This window comes from Sphingomonas sp. S2M10 (assembly GCF_012650175.1).
In the GTDB taxonomy this organism is placed as follows: Bacteria; Pseudomonadota; Alphaproteobacteria; order Sphingomonadales; family Sphingomonadaceae; genus Sphingomonas.
Map to the genome: position 1 here is coordinate 32106 of NZ_JAAILI010000008.1, position 16822 is coordinate 48927.

Consider the following 16822-nt stretch of genomic DNA (forward strand, 5'->3'; position numbering starts at 1 on the left):
CCGCGTGCGGCGTGCCCGCCGTTCAGGAGGGGCCGGGGCGATGCCCCGGCCACGCCCATCAGTAGGTGGCACGCAGCGACAAGCCGAAGCGCCGGTCGTTGAGCTGATACTGCAAGGGTGCCGCCGGCGTGCCGATATACAGCACGTTCATCCGGTTGTTGAGGTTCACCACATCGGCGGACACCGCCACCCGCTGGGTGAGGTTGACGCTGATCGAGGCATCGAGCGAGGCATAGGGCTTGGCATATTGCGGGATGCCGTTGGCGCCGCTGCCGGTGGTCTGGTCGAGATAGCTCGAGCGCCAGCTCCACGCCACGCGCGCGGTGACCGGGCCCTTCTCGTACAGGCCGACGATGTTGTAGCTGTGCTTCGACAGCTTCTCGAGCGGCACCTGCTGCGGGATGTTCGTGCCGCTCGTCGCGAACGGGTTGGTCACGCTCGAATCGACGAAGGTGTAATTGGCCTGCAACCCCAGGCCGCTGAGCAGCCCCGGCAGGAAGTCGAAGAACTGGTTGTAGCCGATCTCGGCGCCCTTCACCGTGCCGTCGCCCGAATTGACCTGCGTGGTGATGTCGTAGGTTACGCCGTCATAGACGCCGGTGACGATGCCGCCCGCCAGGAAGCCGTTGACCTTCTTGTAGAAAAGCCCGCCGGTCAGCGATCCGCTCGGGGCGAAATACCATTCGGCGGTCACGTCGAAATTGTCCGAACGGATCGGGTTGAGCAGCGGATTGCCCGAGCTTGCGCTGGGATGACCGGTGACCGGGTTGATCTGGTTGGGGTTGTTGAGCGTCAGGTTGGTCGAAAGCTGGTCGAAGTTCGGCCGCGCCAGGCCCTTCGAATAGGCGAAGCGCATCTGGAAGCTGTCGGTCAATTTGGCGCGCAGGTTGAAGCTCGGCAGCGCCTTGGTATATTCCTTGTCTACGCTGATCGGCGCCGAGGTGCCGTCATTGTTGAACTGGGTGCCGACCGAGGTCGTCTTGGTCTTCACCACCCGCACGCCGACACCGCCGTCAAAGGCGATGCCGCCAAGCTCGAAGCCATAATCGGCGATGCCCCAGCCGGTATAGGTCTTCTCGGTCTGGCGGTTGAGGTCGCCTGGCGCGAAGCTGTCCTTCGTCGTGGCGCCCAGCAGCGCGTACAGCGCCTTGGTCTGCGCCCATACGCCGTCGCCCGCCGGGAAGGCCGGGTAGAGCAGCCCGCCCGTCACCGTGTTGCCGTCGAACCAGTTCTTGGAGGGGCCGGGCATCGCCAGCTGCGGGTTCTGGGTCAGCGGGATCAACGGGGTGCCGTTGGGGGCGCCGCAGTTCGGATCGGCACCGAGCGAGGTGACGCACACCCCGTGCCAGGTACCGCGCAGATCGATGCTGTTGTCGGCATAGCGCACGCCCGCGCGCAGCTTCTTCAGGAACGCGCCGTCAAAGGCATATTCGATGTCGGAAGCCAGCGCATAGCTGTCGGCGTCGTTCCGCTGCAGCGCATCCGCGACATAGGGCGTCGTGTAGTTCGCCGGATTGTTGAGCACGCCCTGTTCGCGCACGTCCCAGCGCGGATATTTGCCGCGCAGGTCGAAATCGACGGTCAGCTTGTTCGGCCCGGTCAGCGCGGTCTGGCCCGACTGGTTGTACAGCGACAGCACATGGCCGTTGCGATCGGCGTTATAGTAGGACGTGAGATACTGGGCGTCGACATTCACCTTCAGCCGGTCGGTCGGGCTCCAGGCGGCGTTCAGCGTATAGTTCTTGCTCGCGCTCCACAGCTCCTGGTCGTAGCGGCCGGTCTCGAAGGTCTGGGGATAGAGGCTGCCGCTGGTCGCATAGCCTTCGTCGTTGAAGGTGAAGGTCGCCCCCGGCGCCGGCGCGGTGCCGTAGCTGGTGACGTTGCCGTCTTCATCGCGGACGTTGGAACGGTTGTTGTAGTCGTAATAATAGGCACCGGTACGGTTGAACCAATATTTGGTGATCTGCGCCTGCGCGGTCACCAGCAGCGCGTCGCTCGGCTTCCACTGGATCGCGCCGGCGATCCCCAGCCGCCGCCGATCGCCGGAATCGTCGTAGATCTCGAAGCCATAGGGGATCTGCGCATTGGCCGGCGCACCCGCGATCGATCCCGGCGCCACCGTGTCGAATGGACCGGCGAGCAGGCCGTCCTGGCGATACTGGCTCTTCGAATAGACCGCGTTGATCAGCACGCCGATCTCGCCTTCGCCCGCCTGAAAGCGATTGCTGTACAGGCCGGATACGGCATAGCCGGGCTTGTCGACACGGTCATAATAGTTGCCGCGGATCGTGGCGCTGATCACCTGCCCGGCCGAATCGAACGGCTTGCGGGTGCGCAGGTTGACTGCGCCGCCGACGCCGCCTTCGATGATGTTGGCGGGTGCGTTCTTGTAAACGTCGATGCCCGCCAGCAGCTCGGGCGGCACGCCTTCGAGATCGAACGCGCGCCCACCCGAGGCGGAATAGACGGCACGGCCGTCGAGGAAATTCTGCACCTGGGTAAGGCCGCGCACCGTGATGGCGGGCTGGGTGCGATGGTCGAAATCGGTCGCACCCTCGCCGTAGCGGCGCTGGATCTGCACGCCGGTGATGCGCTGCAGCGCCTCGGTGGTGTTGGCGTCGGGCAGCTTGCCGATGTCCTGCGCCTGCACCGAATCGACGATCTGGTCGGCGTTGCGCTTCAGCGCCGCGGCGGAGCGCAGGCTCTCACGCACGCCGGTGACGACGATCTCGTCCGCGCCACCCGAGGCCGCCGCATCCTGCTGGGCAAAGGCCGGTGCAATCCCGCCGGCAATCGCAAGCGCGATGACCGACGCGCCGCGCAACGAAGTACGAACCTGCATTCTCATGGCAACCTCCCCAATGGTCCGGCCAGGAAACCCGCATCTCCGTGCGGTGCTGGCCAGTTGTCGGACAACATACCGTATCGTATTTGTATGACAAGTGATTTGTCGGCGCGTGTTTAGGGCTGGCGCATCGGCCGTGAAGGCCGCAAAATCGGCGGGCAGCACAGGGGCAAGCCATTGGTCGAACAGCGAAAGCGCAACCCAGCGCATCAATCGATTGCACGTGAAATCGGGGTAGCCATCGTCACCGGACGCTTCCTGCCGGGTGCGATCCTTCCCGGCGAACTCGAGCTCGCCGACTCGCGCGGCGTGTCGCGCAGCGTGGTACGCGAGGCGCTCCGCATGCTCGCGGGCAAGGGGCTGATCGAAAGCCGGCCCAAGGCGGGCACACGGGTTCGGGCACGTGGCGACTGGAACCTGCTCGATCCGGACGTGCTCGCCTGGATGTTCGAGGGCGAGCCGCCGATGGCATTCGTCGAAAGTTTGTTTCAACTCCGCATGATCGTGGAGCCTGCCGCTGCCGAATTGGCGGCGCGGTCGCGTTCTTCCAGGCACATCGGGCGTATGGGGCATGCGCTTGAGGTGATGGAGGAACAGGGCCTGTCGAACGCGGAAGGCCAGGCGGCCGATCAGCAGTTTCACAACGTGATCCTCGAGGCCACCGGCAATGATCTGTTGATCAGTCTTTCCGGCAGCATCGGCGCGGCAGTGCGCTCGACCACGTTGTTCAAGCATCGCAAGGCCAAGCAGCTGCGCGATTCGATCCCGCTCCATCGCGATCTCTTCGCGGCGATTACGGATGGCGACCCGGCAGCCGCACGGGCCGCTACCATCACCCTCATCCTCCAGGCGCAGGAAGATACGGAATCCTCACTCCGGGCGTGAAGCGCGCACGTTGACGCCATGTCGTGCCGAATATAAGTCTGACAAAAAAGCAGGAGGGCCGATGTCTGAGACGATCGCACGCATTGGGGAGATCGGCCGGCGCGGCGTGCTGAAGGGCGCCGCACTCGTCGGCGGTCTCGCCGCGACGCCCCGCGCGACCGCGGCGGCGAAGGCGCCGCTGCTCGCGCCCACCCCGCCGATGGGCTGGAACAGCTGGAACAGCTTCGCGACGACGATCACCGAAACCCAGGCGCTGGAAACCGCGGCGATTCAGGCGCGCGAGCTGCTGCCCTTCGGCTATGACGTCTTCACCATCGACATCCAATGGTACGAACCCGAGGCGAGCAGCTACACCTACAACGCCAAGCCGGTGCCGACGCTGGACGGATTTGGCCGGCTGCTCCCCGCCCCCAACCGCTTTCCCTCGGCCGCGAACGGCAAGGGCTTCGCCCCGATCGCCGCGAAGGTCCATGCGCTCGGCATGAAGTTCGGCGTCCACCTGATGCGCGGCATCCCGCGGCTGGCGGTCGAGCGCAACTTGGCCGTGCTCGGCACCAACGGCATCCGCGCCGCCGACATCGCCGATACGACGAGCATCTGCCCGTGGAACCCGGACATGTACGGCGTCGACATGCGCAAGCCCGGCGCCCAGGCCTATTATGACAGCGTCTTCGCGCTGCTCGCTTCCTGGGGCGTCGACTTCGTCAAGATGGACGACATGAGCCGCCCGTATGACGCGCATGCGCCCGAGATCGAGGCAGCGGCAAAGGCGATCCGGGCGACCGGTCGCCCGATCCTGCTCAGCCTCTCGCCCGGCGAAACGCCGGTGCCGCGTGCCGCCCATGTTGCCCGGCACGCGCAGATGTGGCGCATCTCCGACGACTTCTGGGACGAGTGGAAGCTGCTGGAGGCGCAGTTCACTCGCCTGGAGAATTGGAGCCCTTATGCCCGCCCCGGCGCCTGGCCCGATGCCGACATGCTGCCGCTCGGCCGCCTCGCGCTCGGCCAGCGCGACACCAAGTTCACCCTCGACGAGCAGCGCACGCTGATGACGCTCTGGTCGATCGCCCGCTCGCCGCTGATCATGGGGGGCGACCTGCGCCATCTCGACACCCCCACCCGAGCGCTGCTCACCAACAGAGAGGTGATCGCGGTCAACCAGGCGAGCAGCGACAACCGCCCCTGGTTCGTCGCCGACGATCGCCGCGTCTGGACCGCGCGTGCGGCCAAGGGCGGCCATTATGTCGCGCTGTTCAACACCGGCGACAAGCCCGGCGAGACGGCCTTCGACCTGCGGCTGCTGGGCCTGTCGGGCAGGGTGCAGGTTCGTAATCTTTGGGAGGGCAAGGACGAAGGGCCCAGCCCGCTGCGCCTCGCCCGCACGCTGCCGCCCCATGGCGCCGGCCTCTACCGGGTGATCGCCGCATGATCCGCGCGCTTGCCCTGTCGCTGCTGCTCGCAGCCTCCCCCGCCGCGCTCGCCCAGACCAACCCGCCGCCCCCCGCAGCCGAGCTTGCGGTGTCGCTGACGTTGCGCCCCGATCTCCAGCGGCCGGGCCAGCCCTTCGAGGGCTGGGGCACCGCGCTCGCCTGGTTCGCGCACGTCACCGGCGGCTATCCCGATCCGGTGCGCGAGAAGCTCGCCGATCTGTTCTACGGCCCGGAGGGGCTCGGCTGGACGATCGCGCGGTACAATATCGGCGGCGGCGACGCGCCCGAAACCAAGCCTTATCTCCGCCCTGGCGCCGACGTCCCCGGCTTCTGGCGCCGCCCGGCAGGCGCCACCGGCACCGACTGGTGGAACCCCGCAGACCCGACGATGTGGAACTGGTCGGCCGATGCCAACCAGCGCTGGTGGCTGGATGCGATCAAGCGCCGGGTGCAGGCGCCCATCTTCGAGGCCTTTTCCAATTCGCCGCCCTGGTTCATGACCGTCAGCGGCAAGGTGTCGGGCGCCGAAAAGGGCACCGACGACAATCTCCGTGCCGGCCAGGAGGCGCGCTTCGCCGAATATCTGGCGATCGTCGTGGACCGGCTGCAACAGGCGCACGGCATCCGCTTTCGCACGTTGTCGCCGGTGAACGAGCCGAACACCGATTACTGGTTCGCCAAGAACACCCAGGAAGGCGCGCACTGGAGCCCTGCGCGCCAGGCGATGATGATCGACGCGTCCGACCGCGCGCTCAAGGCGCATGGCCTCAAGACGGTGATCGCCGCGCCCGACGAGACCAATTCGCACCTCTTCGTGCGCGACTGGGAAGCCTATCCGGCGGCGACGCGCGCGCGGATCGGCCAGCTGAACGTCCATAGCTATGGCACCGTCCACCAGACCGCGGTGCGCGACATCGCGCGCGCGCACGGCATCCGCCTGTGGATGAGCGAGAACGACACGCCGCTCGACAAGGATTCGGAGAACTTCGACGGCATGGCCTCGCCGCTCGCCTTTGCCGAGCATGTGGTCCACGATCTCAAGCGGCTGGAGCCGGTCGCCTGGGTGTTCTGGCAGGCGGTGGAGCGCCAGAGCAGCGACAAGGGCGACGGCACCGCCGGCGGCAGCAACTGGGGCATCGTCAAGATGGCTTACACGCCTGCCCACGCCGAGCATCCGATCCACGTCACGCGCAAATATTGGGCGATGGCGCAGTTCAGCCGCTATATCCGGCCGGGCTATCGGCTGGTGCCGGTGGACGATGCAGACACGGTCGGCGCGGTGTCGCCGGACGGCAAGCGGCTGGTGCTGGTGCACGTCAATGGTGGCGTGGTGCCGCGCCGGCTGACCATCGGCATGCCGGGGGCGAAGGTGATGGAGCGGATCGTCACCGATGCCACGCGCGATGCGGCGACGGTGTCGGCGGAGGCGTTGGCGGAACCCAAGGCGGTCACCACGCTCATCGTCGCGCTACGCTGAGCCATAAGATCCTCCCCCGGAGGGGGTTAGGGACCGCCGCCGCAGGCGGTGGTGGAGGGGTGTCCCGGCTGGACAGGCGTCCGACACACCAGCGTCGACACCCCTCCGTCGCGCTGCGCGCGCCACCTCCCCTTTCAGGGGAGGATTTGGGGACATAGCAAAAAGGGCCGGAACTTTCGTTCCGGCCCTTCTACTATCACTCGGCGTCGGCCTTCTTCTTGGCCGCTGCCTTTTTCGGCTTCTGCGCGGCGTCTTCGCCCTCGCCTTCGGCTGCCTTGGGCGCCTTCTTGGTCGCCGCCTTCTTCACCGGCTCGGCGTCGACCAGTGCGTCCGCATCGGCCGGAGCCTCCTCGGCCTTGGCCTTCTTCGCAGCCGGCTTCTTGGCGGGCTTCTCTTCACCGGCCTCGTCCGAAGTCTCCGCCGTCTTGGCGGCCTTCTTCTTCGGCTTGTGGTTGTCGTGGTCGTGGACGTGCGTGCCCGAGGAGAAGCCGTCCTCGCTCTCGATCGCGGCTTCCAGCTCTTCCTTGGTCACTTCGCGGTCGGTGATCTCGGCCTTGTCGAACAGGAAGTCGACGACCTTGTCCTCGAACAGCGGCGCGCGCAGCTGGGCAGCCGCCATCGGCTCCTGCTGGACATACTGGATGAAGCGCTGGCGATCCTGCGGGCCGTACTGCTGCGCGGCCTGCGCGATCAGGCGGTTCATTTCCTGCGCGGTCACTTCGACGCCGTTGGCGGTGCCGATCTCGCTGAGCAGCAGGCCCAGGCGCACGCGGCGCTCGGCGATCGCGCGGTACTCGTCACGCTCGCCTTCCAGCTCCGCCAGCGCTGCGGCCGGATCTTCCTCATGCTCGGTTTCGTGCACGAGCTGGTGCCAGATCTGGTCGAACTCGGCTTCCACCATCGACGGCGGGACCGGGAAGTCGTGGCCGGCGGCGAGCTGGTCGAGCAGCTTGCGCTTCATGTGAGTGCGCGTGAGGCCGTTGAGCTGCTGCTCGATCTGGCCCTTCAGCAGGCCGGTCAGCTGCTCCAGGTCCTGGAGGCCGAACGCCTTGGCCATGTCGTCGTCGATCACGGTCTCGCCGGCGGTCTGCACGGCGGTGATCTTGACGTCGAAGGTCGCGGCCTTGCCGGCCAGATCCTTGGCGCCGTAATCTTCCGGGAAGGTGACGTTGAGCTGCTTCTCGTCGCCGACCTTCACGCCTTCGAGCTGTTCCTCGAAGCCCGGGATCAGGCGGCCCGAGCCGAGCTCGACGGCCATGCCCTCGCCGGTGCCGCCCTCGAAGGCAACGCCATCGACCTTGCCGACGAAGTCCATGACGACCTGGTCACCCGTGGTCGCGGCATGGCCCTCGGCCGCATCGTCCCAGCGCTTCTGCTGGTCGGCGAGCTGCTTCAGCTGCTCCTGCACTTCCGAATCCTGCACCGGCACCGTCAGGCGCTCCAGCTTCAGGCCTTCGATCGACGGGGTCGGAACCTCGGGGAGCACCTCCAGCTCGACCTTCACTTCCGCATCGGCACCTGGGGCATAGTCGCCCTCGAGGCTGACCGAAGGCTGCATCGCCGGGCGCAGCTTGTGGTCGGCGATCAGCTGCTGGATGCCTTCCTGAATCGAGCTGTTGAGCGCGTCCTGCATCAGCGCTTCGCCGTGCATCTTGCGAACCAGGTTGGTCGGCACCTTGCCGGGGCGGAAGCCGGGCATGCGAATCTGCGGCGCGACCCGCTTGACCTCTGCATCGACCTTCGAGTCGATGTCCTGGGCGGTGATCTTCAGCGTGAAGGCGCGCTTCAGGCCCTCGTTCAACGTCTCGACAGTCTGCATTCTCACGCTTTCTCAAAGAATCGGAATTGCGGTGTACCACACAACAGCCGCGAAGGACTGGTGCGGGCGAAGGGAGTCGAACCCCCACATCTTTCGATACTGGAACCTAAATCCAGCGCGTCTACCAGTTCCGCCACGCCCGCAGGGGACACCGCCGGTCGGCGGGCTCTATAGCAGTCATGGGGTTCGGGGCAAGCACGAAGCAACGATTGGGCATCGCGGCGCGTTGGGGCTGAAACGAACAGGAGATGTTCCATGCCGGTTGAGCCCCCCATCCAGCCCACCACGCCGCCGTCCGAAGCACCGGCGCCCAACCCCGGTCAGCCCGGCGGCCCGCCGCCGGAAATCGACCCGCCCGCGCCCGACATCGACGTGCCGGCACCCGAGACGACGCCGAGCATCGATCCCGGCATCACCCCCGGCCAGCCGGTCGCCTGAACCTGGAGAACGCTCCCATGCCGAATATCACCAACGACCGCGACGACGATCCCCGCTCGGACATCGAGCAGGCGCTAGCGGCGCGCTCCGATGCCGCCGACGCGGCCGCCAAGGAAGGCATTCCGCTCGATCCCGAGACGCCGCTGGGTGCCGGCGGCGAGAATGGTGCCGAGGGGGTGGTGAAGAACCAGGACCTCGGCCAGCAATAGCCCCAGCCCCCGACCCCTCACCCGGCAGCGACGCAGCCCCGCGGCCGCGCCGCTGCCGCACGCCGGAGAAGCCCCCGCGATGATCGAATGCCACCTGCGCAAACTTCGGCTCCGCGACGAGATCAGCGCCGAGGAAGAAGCGGCGCTGCGCGGCACCTTCATCGATACGGTCGCGCATCCCGCCGGTCGCACCATCGTGCGCTCCGGCGAGGATCTGAACTTTTCGACCCTCGTGCTCGAGGGTTTCATCGGCCGCTACAAGGATCTCAAGAACGGCCAGCGGCAGATCACCCATGTCCATGTCCCCGGTGACTTTGCCGACCTGCACGGCTTCACGCTGAAGCGGCTCGACCATTCGCTGCTCGCGCTGACGCCCTGCACGATCGCGCGGGCCGCCCATGCGCGGCTGCGCGAGATCACCGAGACGCTGCCGCATCTCACCCGCGTGATGTGGTTCTCCACCAATGTCGACGCGGCGATCCATCGCGAATGGGAGGTGTCGCTCGGCCGCCGCTCGGCCATCCAGCGCGCCGCGCACCTGTTCTGCGAACTGCATGTCCGGCTGGGCGTGGTCAACCATGCCGAGGCGGACGGCTATCGCTTCCCGATCAGCCAGGCCGAGCTTGCCGAATGCCTCGGGCTGACCCCGGTGCACGTCAACCGCGTGCTGCGCGAACTGCGCGAGCGCGGGTTGGTCGAGTTTCGCAACGGACGCGTTTCCTTCCGGGACCTGCCCGGCCTCAAGAGGCTCGCCGAGTTCGACCCGGGATATCTCTATCTGGATCCGCGCGCGCTCTGACGTCGCTCAGGCCGGGAGCCGCCGCGCCGTGACGATCGTCACCGGCGCCTCGGGCACTTCGCCCTTGAAGCTGCCCATCAGCGTCTTGGTGGGAGACGTGGGTGCGTCGAAGATCTTCAGCAGCACCTCCTGCCCCTCCACCACGCGGCCGAAAGCGGCATAGCCCAGATTGTCGCCCGGCTTGCTCGGATCGGCATCGAACGAAGGCTGATCGCCGACCATGATGGTGAACTCGCCGCGGGCCGTGCCCGGGGCAAGTCGCGGCAAGGACAGCGTGCCGTCGAGATGCTTGATCCCCGTTTCGCTGGTCGGCTCGTGCCTGATCGGCGGGTACATCTTGGCTGGCGCGTTCTGAATGCCGAACTGGACGAATCCGAAATGCTCGGCAGGCTTCACGGTGCGGTAGAATACCACGCCGTCCAGCCGCTTGGAATCGACATAGCGCAGGAAATTGCGCGCCGAGATCGGCGCCTTGTCGAGATAGACCTCGACAACCATCCGCCCAGCACTGGTCTCGATCGCGACCTTGGGATTGGCGGCGGGCGCAATCGGCGCGGACGCAGTCTGTGCCATAGCGGGCAGCGCCAGCACGCACGCCATCATCCAGGCCAAGAGTTTCGACATCATCGTTCGTCTCCGCTTCGTACCGCCGACCATGGGAAGCGGCGAGCCCGTTGGCAAGCGAGCATCGCGCCGGGGCCGCCGCTGCCTATTGTTTCGCATCTGCAATCCACCTAGAACCGGCTGCGCGGACGGGGGCCCGCGCCGGGGAGGATCTTGGGTGATCGGATCGTATTTGCTGCGTCTGGCGGTTGCCGGAACGATGACCTTGTCTGCGCATGCGCACGCGCAGGCGGACGGGGCATGCGAGCTTCATGTCTGGCCGGCGACGGCACCGATGAACCTGTACATCGGCTTCGGCCATGGCGGCATCATCGACGGCAGCACCAAGGGCCGCGAGGGGTATCCCGCAGCACCGGAAAATCCGCTTTCCCCCGATCGCCAGGCCCAGCTGCTGTTCGAGGCGGGCCTGCCCGATCTGCTGAAGCTGCCGGGCTACCGGGTCACTCTGCACCCAGAGCCGCTCGACAGTCGCACCATTCGCACCACGCGTGGCCGCATCGCCGAGAGCACCGCGCCCTGCTATGCCGAACTGATCGTCGACGATCTGATCCTGAACCAGAACACGATCAGCGGCGGCAACGGCTTGCGCGGATCGTTCCGTTTCCGGACCTTCGGCACCGATCCGGCGCCCATGCGCGCCTTTGGCAGCTGGACGCTGGTCAAGCTCAGCGCCTTTCCGCCCAAGCCTAACGAGGATCCCGACAAGGGCATCGCCGAGATCGTCCAGGCCTTTCGCGCCAGCCTCGTCCAGTTCGCCGAGGCCCTGAACAAGCCGCCGCGCACCAAGCGCTGAGCGCCGGCGGGCACCGCTTTTCAACGCGTACCAACAGGGAAGACCAACCATGTCGAACAAGGGAATGCTGGCGGCCGCCGTGGCAGCCAGCCTGTGGATCGGTGCGGGCACCGCGGCCGCACAGACGGCACCGTGCGAGTTGCACCTATGGCCGGCGGAGCGCATGGTCTCGATGACCAGCGGGCTTCTGGGCGGCGGCCTGCTCGATGCGGCGCTGCACGGCAAGAAGGATGCACGCAACAAGGCCCAGCTGGCGAGCGCGCTCGACAGCCCGACCCAGCTGGACTCGCTCCAGTCGCTGGACCTCAAGGCGCTCCTCTCGCTGCCCGCTGATACGCAGATCGTGCACCATGAACAGCCGCTCGAGCGCCACAGCATGAACAAGGTGAAGACGCGGCGCTCGGATTCGAAGGCGGCCTGCTATTCGGAGCTGATCGTCGCCGATGTGTTCTATCAGAAGGCGGCGATCTACGGCCGCTCGCTGCGGACGCTGTTCATGGTCCGCGACTTCGGTGCGGACGACAAGATCGACTTCGAATACAAGGCCTGGGGCGGCAACGGCCTCAAGCTGTTCCCGCCGAAGGAAGGCGAGGATGCCATCGCCGCGCTCGACGAGCTGGGCGTGGTGTTCAAGAAGAATTTCGAGGAATTCGCCAACAACGAACGCAAGGCGGTCGCGGCGCGCGGCAAGGTCGCCGCGAAGTGACCGGGCGGGCGTCCGGCAGCGCTGCGCCGCCGGACGCCCCTCCCCTCAGCTCAGCGCCTTCTTGAGCAGCGCGTTGACCACCGCCGGGTTGGCCTTGCCGGCCATGGCCTTCATCGTCTGGCCGACGAAGAAGCCGAACAGCGCTTCCTTGCCGCCGCGATACTGCTCCAGCTGGTTCGGGTTCTTGGCCAGGATCTCCGCGATCACCGCCTCGATCGCGCCGGTGTCGCTGGTCTGCTTCATCCCGCGCTCTTCGACGATCTTGCCCGGCGCGTCGCCCGTTTCGAGCATGATCTCGAACACCTGCTTGCCCAGCGTGTTCGAAATGGTGCCGTCGGCGACCAGCGCGAGCAGCTCGGCGCCCTGTTCGGGGCTCACCGGGCTCTCGTCGATACCCTTGCCGAGGCGGTTGAGCGCGCCGTACAGATCCGAGAGCAGCCAGTTGGCCGCGGCGCGCGCGACTTCCTGCTCGCCCTTCTTCTGGATTCGCGCGCTTTCGGCGAGCAGCGCCTCGAACCAGCGCGCCGTCTCTGCCTCGGCGGTCAGCACCGCGGCGTTATAGGCGCTGAGGCCCAACGACTCCTCGTAGCGGCGGCGCTTGGCGTCGGGCAGCTCGGGCAGGCTGGCGCGGCATTCCTCCAGGAACGCATCGTCCAGCTCCAGCGGCAGCAGGTCGGGATCGGGAAAATAGCGATAGTCCTGCGCGTCTTCCTTCGAGCGCATCGAGCGGGTCTCGCCCTTGTCGGGGTCGAACAGGCGGGTTTCCTGGACGACGCGTCCGCCGCTCTCCAGAACCTCGACCTGGCGGCGTGCCTCATATTCGATCGCCTGCATCACGAAGCGGACCGAGTTGACGTTCTTGGTCTCGGTACGCGTGCCCAGCGGATCGCCGGGCTTGCGGACCGAGACGTTGACGTCGGCGCGCATCGAGCCCTGGTCCATGTTGCCGTCGCAGCTGCCGACATAGCGCAGGATCGAGCGGAGCTTGGAGAGATACGCGCCCGCTTCCGCCGGCGACGCCATGTCGGGCTTGGAGACGATTTCCATCAGCGCCACGCCGGCGCGGTTGAGATCGACATAGGAGCGCGTCGGATGCTGGTCGTGCATCAGCTTGCCGGCATCCTGCTCGACATGGATGCGCTCAACGCCGATCGCCTTCACCTCGGCCTCGGGATCCTTTTCGTCCAGGCTGATCGTGATCTGCCCCTCGCCGACCAGCGGATGGAAGAGCTGGCTGATCTGATAGCCCTGGGGATTGTCGGCATAGAAATAGTTCTTGCGATCGAACCGCGACCATTTGTTGATCACCGCGCCGATCGCCATGCCGCTGCGTACCGCCTGGCGGATGCACTCGCCGTTGAGCACCGGCAGCATGCCCGGCATGGCGGCGTCGACCAAGCTCACCTGGCTGTTCGGCTCGGACCCGAATGCCGTGGCCGCGCCCGAGAACAGCTTGGCCTGCGACGTGATCTGCGCATGGACTTCGAGGCCGATCACGACCTCCCATTCGCCGGTATCGCCTTGGATTCGGTAGCTCGATGCAGTCTTGGTCGCCATGTGCTCTTCACAAGGTAATGGAATATACGTGTCTCAGCCTATCGCGCGTCGCCGGCCTCAGGTCCAGCGCCCAATTGCGCCCCGCCCGCGAGTCGATTAGGCGCCGCCGATCGGGAAGCGTCGGGGACCATGACGGTGAAGGCAGGATTTCAGGAACGGGTGGCGGGCTTGCGGGTGGCGGTGCTGCTGCCCTGCTATAACGAGGAAGTGGCGATCGCCCGCACCATTGAGGCCTTCCGCACCAGCCTGCCCGGCGCGACCATCTATGTGTACGACAATAACAGCCGCGACCGCACGATCGAGGTCGCGAAGGCGGCCGGCGCGGTGGTGCGCAGCGAGCGGATGCAGGGCAAGGGCAATGTCGTCCGCCGCATGTTCGCCGATATCGAGGCCGACGTGTATGTGCTGTCCGACGGCGACCTCACCTATGACGCCGACGCGGCGCCCACGCTGATCGAGCGGCTGCTCGACGACCAGCTCGACATGGTGGTCGGCGCGCGCAAGTCCGAGGTGGAGCTGGCCTATCGGCGCGGGCATCGCCTCGGCAACCGGATGCTGACCGGCATGCTGGCGCGGCTGTTCGGCCGGAGCTTCAGCGACATCCTGTCAGGCTACCGCGTCTTCTCGCGCCGCTTCGTGAAGAGCTTTCCGGTGCTCTCCGCCGGGTTCGAGATCGAGACCGAGATCAGCATCCACGCGCTGGAGCTGCGCATGCCGGTGGCGGAGATCGTCACCGCCTATGCGGCGCGGCCCGAGGGTTCGACCTCCAAGCTTTCCACCTATCGCGACGGCTGGCGCATCCTGCGGACGATCGTGACGCTGTTCCGCATCGAACGGCCGATCCTGTTCTTCGGCAGCATCGCCGGCGTACTGGCGGCGCTGGCGGTGCTGCTCGCGATCCCGCTGGCAGTGACCTATTGGCACACCGGCCAGGTCCCACGCCTGCCGACGGCGGTGCTGGTGACCGGCCTGTCGATCGTTGCGACGCTGAGCTTCTTCACCGGGCTGATCCTCGACACGGTGGTGCGCGGCCGACGCGAAGTGCGGCGGCTGGCCTATCTCGCCGTGCCGATCGTGCAGGGCTGACGCCAATCCTCCCCTGCAAGAGGAGGTGTCGCGTGCGCGTTTTTCAAGTCGATCCCGGGATGCTGATCCTCCCCCTTGACGGGGGAGGATAGCGTAGCTTGGCAGCTTGCTGCCTAGCGAAGCTTGGAGAGGGTGAGCGGCGCGCAGCGCCGCGCGATTTGCAAAGCAAATCGCACCCCTCTCCCTCCCGCTGCCTCCGGCAGCGGGCCCCTCCCTCCCCCGCAAGGGGGGAGGGGCGGAGCAAAACTGCGCCCCTCCCCGTTCCGGGGAGGATCTTAAATTACCACCAGGCCTTCGGACGCGCCGCAAACCCAGCGCGCTGCTCGATCGCCAGCCCGGCGTTGAGCACGCCCTGCTCGTCGAACGGCTTGCCGATGATCTGCAGACCCAGCGGCAGCCCGGCTGCGTCCAGCCCGCCCGGCACGCTCATCGCGGGCACGCCCGCGAGGCTCGCCGGCACGGTGAACACGTCGTTGAGATACATCGCCAGCGGATCGACCTTCTCGCCCAGCCCGAACGCCGCGCTGGGCGCGGTGGGGGTGAGCAGCAGGTCGCACTGGCTCCAGGCATTGTCGAAGTCGCGCGCGATCAGCGTGCGGACCTTCTGCGCCTGGGTGTAGTAGGCGTCGTAGAAGCCCGCCGACAGCACATAGGTGCCGATGAGGATGCGGCGCTTCACCTCGTCGCCGAAGCCGGCGGCGCGGGTGGCAGCGTACATTTCCTGCAGGTTCTGGCCCTCGGCCAGCTCGCGCAGGCCGTAGCGCACGCCGTCATAGCGCGCGAGGTTCGACGAGGCCTCGGCCGGGGCGATGATGTAATAGGCCGGCAGTGCATATTTGGTGTGCGGCAGGCTGACTTCGACAATCTCGGCGCCCGCATCCTTCAGCCAGGCAATGCCCTGCTGCCACAGCGCCTCGATCTCGGCCGGGGTGCCGTCCATCCGGTACTCAGCCGGGATGCCGACGCGCTTGCCGCGCAGATCGGCGGAGAGGCCCGCCTCCCAGGCCGGCACGGCCATGTCGAGCGAGGTCGAATCCTTGGGATCGAAGCCGGCCATCGCCTCGAGCAGGATTGCGCAGTCCCGCACGTCATGTGCCATCGGGCCCGGCTGGTCGAGCGAGGAGGCGAACGCCACCACGCCCCAGCGCGAGCAGCGGCCATAGGTCGGCTTGATGCCCGAGATGCCGGTGAACGCCGCGGGCTGGCGGATCGAGCCGCCGGTGTCGGTGCCGGTCGCCGCCGGACACAGCCGCGCCGCGATCGCCGCCGAGCTGCCGCCCGAGGAGCCGCCTGGCGCGAGCGGCGTGGTGTCGCCCTCGCCCCGCCGCCACGGCGAGATCACGTTGCCGAAATAGCTGGTCTCGTTCGAAGAGCCCATCGCGAACTGGTCGAGATTGAGCTTGCCGAGCATGCCGGCGCCGGCGTCCCACAGCTTGTGCGAGACGGTCGACTCATATCCGGGCTTGAAGCCTTCGAGGATGCGGCTGGCGGCGGTGGTCTGCACGCCCTTGGTGGCGAACAGGTCCTTCATGCCGATCGGCACGCCGGCGAGCGGCTTGAGCGTCTCGCCCGCGGCACGCGCGGTGTCGGCGGCATCGGCGGCGGCCAGCGCATGCTCGGGGGTCTCGACGATGAAGGCATTGAGCGCCTTGGCACCGGCCACGGCAGCATTGAACGCCTCGGCGACGTCGCGCGCGGAAAATTCGCCGTCGCGCACGCCGTTGCGGATGGCGGCGACGCCCAGATCAGTGAGCATGCTCATTCCACCACCTTCGGAACCGTAAAGAAGCCATGTTCGCCCTGCGGCGCGTTCGCCAGCACCGCGTCGCGCTGGTTGCCGTCGGTGATTACGTCGGGCCGCAGGCGCAGCGTGTTGGGCATCACGGCGGTCATCGGCGCGACATCCTTCGTGTCGACTTCGCCGAGCTGCTCGATCCAGCCCAGGATGTTGTTGAGTTCGGGCGCCATGCGCTCGGCATCGGCGTCGCTGATCGCGATGCGCGCCAGGTTCGCCACTTTCTTCACGGTTGCGGTGTCTACGGACATGCCACAGCGCCTAACAGCCGAGCCCCGCCCCTTCAAGCACCTCGCGTCGCGATCGGCACTTGCGGTTGCATCCTTCGCACGCGACAGTGCCGGAACGCGATTGCGTAC

General features: G+C 66.8%; 15 protein-coding genes and 1 tRNA gene. 9 read left to right on the top strand and 7 right to left on the bottom strand.

What is annotated here, in order from left to right; all coding sequences use genetic code 11:
* Positions 1-58: 58 nt before the first annotated feature.
* Positions 59-2842 (bottom strand): TonB-dependent receptor, encoded by a 2784-nt coding sequence (locus tag S2M10_RS01670; protein ID WP_168844564.1) that lies wholly within the window; start codon positions 2840-2842, stop codon positions 59-61.
* Positions 2843-3022: 180 nt separating this feature from the next.
* Here S2M10_RS01670 and S2M10_RS01675 point away from each other — a divergent pair, with 180 nt between their 5' ends.
* From S2M10_RS01675 to S2M10_RS01685, 3 genes are all read left to right on the top strand, one after another.
* The gene (locus S2M10_RS01675; RefSeq protein WP_168844565.1) at positions 3023-3730 is read left to right on the top strand and encodes a FadR/GntR family transcriptional regulator; all 708 of its coding nucleotides are present in this window, start codon (positions 3023-3025) and stop codon (positions 3728-3730) included.
* Positions 3731-3791: 61 nt separating this feature from the next.
* Positions 3792-5159, top strand: coding sequence for a glycoside hydrolase family 27 protein (locus S2M10_RS01680; protein ID WP_168844566.1), 1368 nt, complete (start codon positions 3792-3794; stop codon positions 5157-5159).
* Positions 5156-6637 (top strand): glycoside hydrolase, encoded by a 1482-nt coding sequence (locus S2M10_RS01685; RefSeq protein WP_168844567.1) that lies wholly within the window; start codon positions 5156-5158, stop codon positions 6635-6637. The genes S2M10_RS01680 and S2M10_RS01685 overlap by 4 nt, the downstream gene beginning before the upstream one ends.
* 196 nt (positions 6638-6833) lie before the next feature.
* On the opposite strand, the gene tig is transcribed toward S2M10_RS01685, so the two are convergent.
* The gene (tig, locus tag S2M10_RS01690; RefSeq protein ID WP_168844568.1) at positions 6834-8456 is read right to left on the bottom strand and encodes a trigger factor; all 1623 of its coding nucleotides are present in this window, start codon (positions 8454-8456) and stop codon (positions 6834-6836) included.
* Between the two features lie 58 nt (positions 8457-8514).
* Positions 8515-8599, bottom strand: a tRNA-Leu gene (locus S2M10_RS01695).
* Positions 8600-8711: 112 nt separating this feature from the next.
* On the opposite strand from S2M10_RS01695, the gene S2M10_RS01700 reads away from it, so the two are divergent.
* The 3 genes from S2M10_RS01700 (at position 8712) to S2M10_RS01710 (ending at position 9902) form a co-directional block, all read left to right on the top strand.
* Positions 8712-8894: a hypothetical protein gene (locus S2M10_RS01700; protein WP_168844569.1), complete on the top strand. Its 183-nt coding sequence runs from the start codon at positions 8712-8714 to the stop codon at positions 8892-8894.
* 17 nt (positions 8895-8911) lie between these two features.
* Positions 8912-9103: a hypothetical protein gene (locus S2M10_RS01705; RefSeq protein WP_168844570.1), complete on the top strand. Its 192-nt coding sequence runs from the start codon at positions 8912-8914 to the stop codon at positions 9101-9103.
* A gap of 79 nt (positions 9104-9182) precedes the next feature.
* Positions 9183-9902 (top strand): Crp/Fnr family transcriptional regulator, encoded by a 720-nt coding sequence (locus tag S2M10_RS01710; RefSeq protein ID WP_168844571.1) that lies wholly within the window; start codon positions 9183-9185, stop codon positions 9900-9902.
* Positions 9903-9908: 6 nt separating this feature from the next.
* Here the strand turns inward: S2M10_RS01710 and S2M10_RS01715 are convergent, their stop codons facing one another.
* Positions 9909-10529 carry a peptidylprolyl isomerase gene (locus tag S2M10_RS01715; RefSeq protein WP_211090811.1) on the bottom strand — a complete coding sequence of 207 codons (621 nt, stop codon included), beginning with the start codon at positions 10527-10529 and terminating at the stop codon, positions 9909-9911.
* A 196-nt stretch (positions 10530-10725) separates the two neighbouring features.
* Here S2M10_RS01715 and S2M10_RS01720 point away from each other — a divergent pair, with 196 nt between their 5' ends.
* Both S2M10_RS01720 and S2M10_RS01725 read left to right on the top strand, forming a co-directional pair.
* On the top strand, positions 10726-11319 hold the full coding sequence (locus tag S2M10_RS01720) for a hypothetical protein (protein WP_168844572.1): 594 nt from the start codon (positions 10726-10728) through the stop codon (positions 11317-11319).
* A gap of 49 nt (positions 11320-11368) precedes the next feature.
* Complete coding sequence (locus S2M10_RS01725; protein ID WP_168844573.1) at positions 11369-12025, top strand: hypothetical protein; 657 nt, start codon at positions 11369-11371, stop codon at positions 12023-12025.
* Positions 12026-12070: 45 nt separating this feature from the next.
* On the opposite strand, the gene gatB is transcribed toward S2M10_RS01725, so the two are convergent.
* Positions 12071-13582 carry an Asp-tRNA(Asn)/Glu-tRNA(Gln) amidotransferase subunit GatB gene (gatB, locus tag S2M10_RS01730; RefSeq protein ID WP_168844574.1) on the bottom strand — a complete coding sequence of 504 codons (1512 nt, stop codon included), beginning with the start codon at positions 13580-13582 and terminating at the stop codon, positions 12071-12073.
* A gap of 129 nt (positions 13583-13711) precedes the next feature.
* Here gatB and S2M10_RS01735 point away from each other — a divergent pair, with 129 nt between their 5' ends.
* A complete protein-coding gene (locus tag S2M10_RS01735; protein ID WP_168844575.1) occupies positions 13712-14668 on the top strand; it encodes a glycosyltransferase family 2 protein in 957 nt (318 codons plus the stop codon).
* Positions 14669-14948: 280 nt separating this feature from the next.
* Here S2M10_RS01735 and gatA read toward each other — a convergent pair whose 3' ends face one another.
* Entirely contained in the window at positions 14949-16430 is a 1482-nt protein-coding gene (gatA, locus tag S2M10_RS01740) for an Asp-tRNA(Asn)/Glu-tRNA(Gln) amidotransferase subunit GatA (protein ID WP_168844576.1), read from the bottom strand.
* Complete coding sequence (gatC, locus tag S2M10_RS01745; protein ID WP_168844577.1) at positions 16427-16714, bottom strand: Asp-tRNA(Asn)/Glu-tRNA(Gln) amidotransferase subunit GatC; 288 nt, start codon at positions 16712-16714, stop codon at positions 16427-16429. Before gatC ends, gatA begins: the two co-directional genes overlap by 4 nt.
* Positions 16715-16822 lie beyond the last annotated feature (108 nt).